Origin of the sequence: Streptomyces sp. KLMMK (assembly GCF_036961605.1) — a bacterium.
Taxonomy (GTDB): Bacteria; Actinomycetota; Actinomycetes; order Streptomycetales; family Streptomycetaceae; genus Streptomyces; species Streptomyces telluris.
The window spans coordinates 1-4,368 of the sequence record NZ_JBAMDC010000481.1 but is presented as its reverse complement, the minus strand read 5'-3'; the positions used below and the strand labels follow the sequence as shown (position 1 = coordinate 4,368).

At 72.1% G+C, this 4,368-nt stretch carries 4 protein-coding genes and 1 pseudogene; 3 read left to right on the top strand and 2 right to left on the bottom strand.

Annotated features, from left to right (window positions below; translation table 11 throughout):
• From V7793_RS34090 to V7793_RS34080, 3 genes are all read left to right on the top strand, one after another.
• On the top strand, window positions 1–995 hold a 995-nt coding region (locus tag V7793_RS34090; RefSeq protein WP_336013565.1), incomplete at its 5' end, for a beta-ketoacyl [acyl carrier protein] synthase domain-containing protein.
• A complete protein-coding gene (redW, locus tag V7793_RS34085; protein ID WP_336013564.1) occupies window positions 992–2,155 on the top strand; it encodes an L-prolyl-[peptidyl-carrier protein] dehydrogenase in 1,164 nt (387 codons plus the stop codon). The genes V7793_RS34090 and redW, both read left to right, overlap by 4 nt.
• 82 nt (window positions 2,156–2,237) lie before the next feature.
• Complete coding sequence (locus tag V7793_RS34080; protein WP_336013566.1) at window positions 2,238–2,555, top strand: RedY protein; 318 nt, start codon at window positions 2,238–2,240, stop codon at window positions 2,553–2,555.
• A gap of 21 nt (window positions 2,556–2,576) precedes the next feature.
• Here V7793_RS34080 and V7793_RS34075 read toward each other — a convergent pair whose 3' ends face one another.
• Both V7793_RS34075 and V7793_RS34070 read right to left on the bottom strand, forming a co-directional pair.
• Window positions 2,577–3,239, bottom strand: a complete 663-nt coding sequence (locus V7793_RS34075) for a response regulator transcription factor (RefSeq protein WP_168094802.1) — start codon at window positions 3,237–3,239, stop codon at window positions 2,577–2,579.
• A gap of 399 nt (window positions 3,240–3,638) precedes the next feature.
• Window positions 3,639–4,368 (bottom strand): annotated as a pseudogene (locus tag V7793_RS34070) (RedV protein); the annotation flags it as partial.

Here is a 4,368-nt window from a genome sequence, read left to right as displayed (position 1 = left end):
CCCTGAGCGAGGTCGAGGCGGCCGTCGGCGGGCTCGCGGCGCTCGGGCACCTGGACGCGACGGGGGTGGCCACCCTGCTCGACCTGGTCCGCGAGCGGTACGCCGGGGACCCGGCCCCGGGCGGGCCGGAGGACCTCGACGGCTCCCTCGCCGGGGGCGTCGCCGCGGTGATCGCCAACGAGTACGGCCTGGACGCCGTGCCGCTGGGGATCGAGGCGGCGTGCGCGTCCTCGCTCGCGGCGCTGGACGTGGCCGTGGGCCGGCTGCGCTCCGGCAGCGTGGACTACGCGCTGGCGGGCGGCGTCGAACTGCCCTGCAATGCCCGCGACATGGTGCTGTGCTCGGCCCTGGGGCTGCTCTCGCACGAGCGCATCACCCCCTTCGACACCGCGGCCGACGGCTTCACCCCGGGGGACGGCTGCGCGCTCTTCCTGCTCAAGCGGTACGCGGACGCGCGGCGCGACGGGGACGCGATCCACGGGCTGCTGCGCGGGATCGGGGCGTCGAACGACGCGAAGTCCCTGATCGCGCCGGACGTGGACGGGCAGGTGCGGGCCATGCGCCAGGCCTTCGGGCAGGCGGGCTTCGACCCGGCGGACGTCGGCTACCTGGAGGCGCACGGCACCGGCACCCGGGTCGGCGACCGGGTCGAGATCGCCGCGGCGGCGCGGGTGTACGCGAGCCCGCACCGGCGGCGCCCGCTGGAGATCGGCTCCGCCAAGTCGTTCTTCGGCCACACCTTCGCGGCGGCGGGCGGCGCCGGGCTGCTGCGGGCGCTCTACGCCCTGCGGACCGGGGTGCTGCCGGCCAACGCGGGCCTGACCGCCGTCAGCCCGGAACTGGACCTGGACCGCATCCCCGCGCGCGTCTCCACCGGGACGGCGCCCTGGGAGTCCGCCCCCGGCCGGCCGCGCCGGGCGGGCGTGAGCTCCTTCGGCACCGGCGGCATCAACTATCACGTGCTGATCGAGGAACACCTGGACGGGCCACGATGAACTTCGAATTCGACACCGAGACCGCGGAGATGCGCGACATGGTCGTGCGCTTCGCCAGGCGCGACCTCGGCGACGGCACGGCGGCGCACGACCCGGAGGAGTTCCGGCGCCGCTGGCAGCTCGCGGGGAAGCAGGGCATCGTGGGCGCGAGCGTGCCCGCCGCGTACGGCGGCAGCGGCCTCGACGCCGTCACCACCGCGGCTTTGATGGAGGCCCTCGGCTACGGCTGCGCCGACCAGGGCTTCGCCTTCTCCGTGGCCGCGCACCTGTTCGCCGCCGTCATGCCGGTCACCGAGTTCGGCAGCGAGGAGCAGAAGCAGCGCTGGCTGCCGCCGCTCGCCTCGGGTGAGGCGATCGCGGCGCACGCCATCACCGAGCCGCACGCCGGGTCCGACGCCCTGAACCTGCAGACGCGCGCCGTGCGGCAGGGCGACGCGTACGTGATCAACGGCAGCAAGTGCTTCACCACCAACTCCCCCGTCGCCGACGTGTTCGTCCTGCAGGCGGCGACGTCGCCCGGCGGCGGCTTCTTCGGCCTGACCACCTTCGTCGTGGAGGCCGGCACGCCCGGTCTGACCGTGGGCCCGCGCTACGACAAGGTCGGTCTGCGGGGCTCGCCGATGGCCGACGTGCACCTCGCGGACTGCGTGGTGCCGGCGGCGAACGTGCTCGGCGAGGAGGGCGCCGGGGCGAGCATCTTCTCGTCCTCGATGAAGTGGGAGCGCACCTGTCTGTTCGCCACCTACGTCGGGGCGATGCAGCGCGTGCTGGAGTCGACGGTGGACTACGCCCGGGAGCGGGAGCAGTTCGGCTCGGCCATCGGTGGCTTCCAGGCCGTCAGCCACCGCCTCGTCGACATGACGATCCGCCTGGAGTCGGCCCGGCTGCTGCTGTACAAGGCCGCGTGCGGGCTGGCCGCGGGCAGCGACGACGAGGTCGCGCCCGCCCTGGCCAAGGTCGCGGTGAGCGAGGCGGCGGTGCAGCTCGGGCTGGACGCGGTGCAGTTGCGCGGCGCCCTCGGGATCCTCGGCGGCGAGGCCGAGACGTTTCTGCGGGACGCGCTGCCCTCCCGCATCTTCTCCGGCACGAACGAGATCCAGAAGAACAATGCGGCCCGGGCGCTGGGCCTGGGCGGACGCCGTTTCCGGAAGCGCCGCTGATGTTGCCCCGGCCGCCGATACCGGACCGGCTTGCCGTACTGAACCGCAAGAGAATCCAGAGGGGATTTCCGGCGTCGTGGACATGATTGTGCACCGAATTCGGCTCCGTCCGAACGTCACTCCCGCCCGTTTCGAAACCTGGGTCAAGGAGACCGACTACGCCACCTGCCCGGAACTCCCGAGCGTGCTGTCATTCAGCGTGCAGCGGGTATCCGCGGACCCGGCGGCTCCCGTTCACTTCTTCGAAGTCATCGGGGTGAGCAGCCGGGCCGATTTCGAACGGGACACGACAAGCGACGCCTTCGGCCGGCTGGTCTCCGATTTCGAGGGAATGGCCGAGGTCGTGGACGAAATGAGCGGAGTCCGCGTGGAGCCCGGATACCGGGTCGCGGCGGGCTGACGGGCTCCGCGCGGCGGGCCTTCAGAGGCGGCCCTGCGCCTGCCGTTCCATGGCGTCGATCAGCCCCGTCTCGTAGGCGATGGCCACCGCGCGGGCACGCGTCCCCGCATCCAGCTTGCGCAGGACGTGGTGGACGTGGGAGCGGACCGTCGTGTTGGAGATGGAGAGCTTCTCGGCGATCTCCGCATTCGACCGGCCCTGCGCGAGCAGCAGCATCACCTCGGCCTCGCGCGGGGTCAGGGAGCCGGCCGGCGGCGGTGCGGGGGCCGGGGGCTGCTCGGTGCGGAGCTGGTCGAGGGCCTTGCGGGCGGTCAGCGGGGCGACCATGGCGTCGACCTCGATGACCGTCTTGATCATGCGGATCAGCTCCTCGGGCGGATCCTCCAAGGAGAGCACGGCCCGCACGCCGATGCGCAGGGCCTCGAAGGCCCTGGGGGTCGTGTCGGGCCGGGCGAGGAGGATGACCTTGGCCATCCGGGAGAGTTCGGCGAGTTCACTGGTGTCGTCGATGCTGAGTGCCGGGGCCACCACGACAATGGCATCCGGAGCCATCTCCTTGGCGGCCGCCACCGTGCTGCGCACGGACGTTTTCGTGTGTGCTTCCAGGCCGTGCTGGCCCAGCAGTGCCTGCATACCCGCTCCCAGGATGAGCTTGTCGCAGCACAGCAGTATGCGCATACTCATCGAGCCTGCTTCCAGTTAACGGAACGCTTCCGAACGGAGTCGCTTCGGGGAGCAGGCGCTATTGTGGCCGACGGGGTAGTGGGGGTGAAGACCACCCAAGTCCCCCCGCCGGCGGTCCGATGGCTCAATGACGTCATCTCCGTGGCCACGGCATCCCCCTGAACGTCTCACCCGACTGTACGCCAGCGGCAACTGACGGCCGGGCGTCCCGCCAGGTTTTGGCGGGAAATATGTCACGGTAAAGGCGGCGGGAAGGAGCAGTATCCCCGACCGCGCGACGTACGGGTTCCGGGCCTGGCCGGAATGTTCCGCTGTTTTTCCGGCAGGCCCGCGGACGAGCCGGCCGGCCCGGATTGCCCCTTCCTGCACTGCGTAGTCCGGAGTGTGCGGCGGGTCCTTTCAGACCGTGCGGTGATCGGCCGCTCCGGTGCTCCGGGGCGCCGGAGGGAAGACCGTACGGGGCCGGCCGACACGGCTGACGAAGAAGAGCCTGCCCGACAGGCCCAGTTGCTCCTGGAGCATCGCCCGCAGGGGGTCGTGCTGCATGACGACGCTCAGGGGGTGCAGGGCCAGCCCGGCGGTGGCCGCGTGCAGCCAGTAGTCGGCGATGCGCGCGCCGCCCCGGAAGGCGTCGGCCACCCCGGGGGCTTCCTCCGCGAAGCTCATCAGCACGACGGCGGGGGTACGGCGGATCCCGGCGGCCAGCCCTCCGGCGAGCGACCGGTCGTAGCCGAAGCGGCACAGGAATTTCATGACCGGCGGGGACAGGGCGATCCGCTTCGCGAGCCGCTGCCGGGCCGACATTGGCCCGAAAAGCTGGGTCACGGGGAAGCCGTCGCCGTGGGCGCGCACCGCCGCCGGGCTCCAGCGGATGTACGAGTGGGTTTCCCGCCACGCCGCCGGGTGGCTGAAATCGATCCCTCCGTGGCGGGCGAGGAAGTCCGCGAAGACATCGCGATCATGACGATCTGTCAGGTGGCGGAGATCCGTCGCGGGCCCCCCGGTGGGTGCGTGGCGCGCGAGGTCGCCGAGGAGCTCCGGGGCCAGGGGCCGCTCGTCGTACGGGCCGCGGTTGGTGTGCCGGGCGCGGGCCGCGTCCGACAGGGCGGTCAGGCTCTCGGCGGCCTCC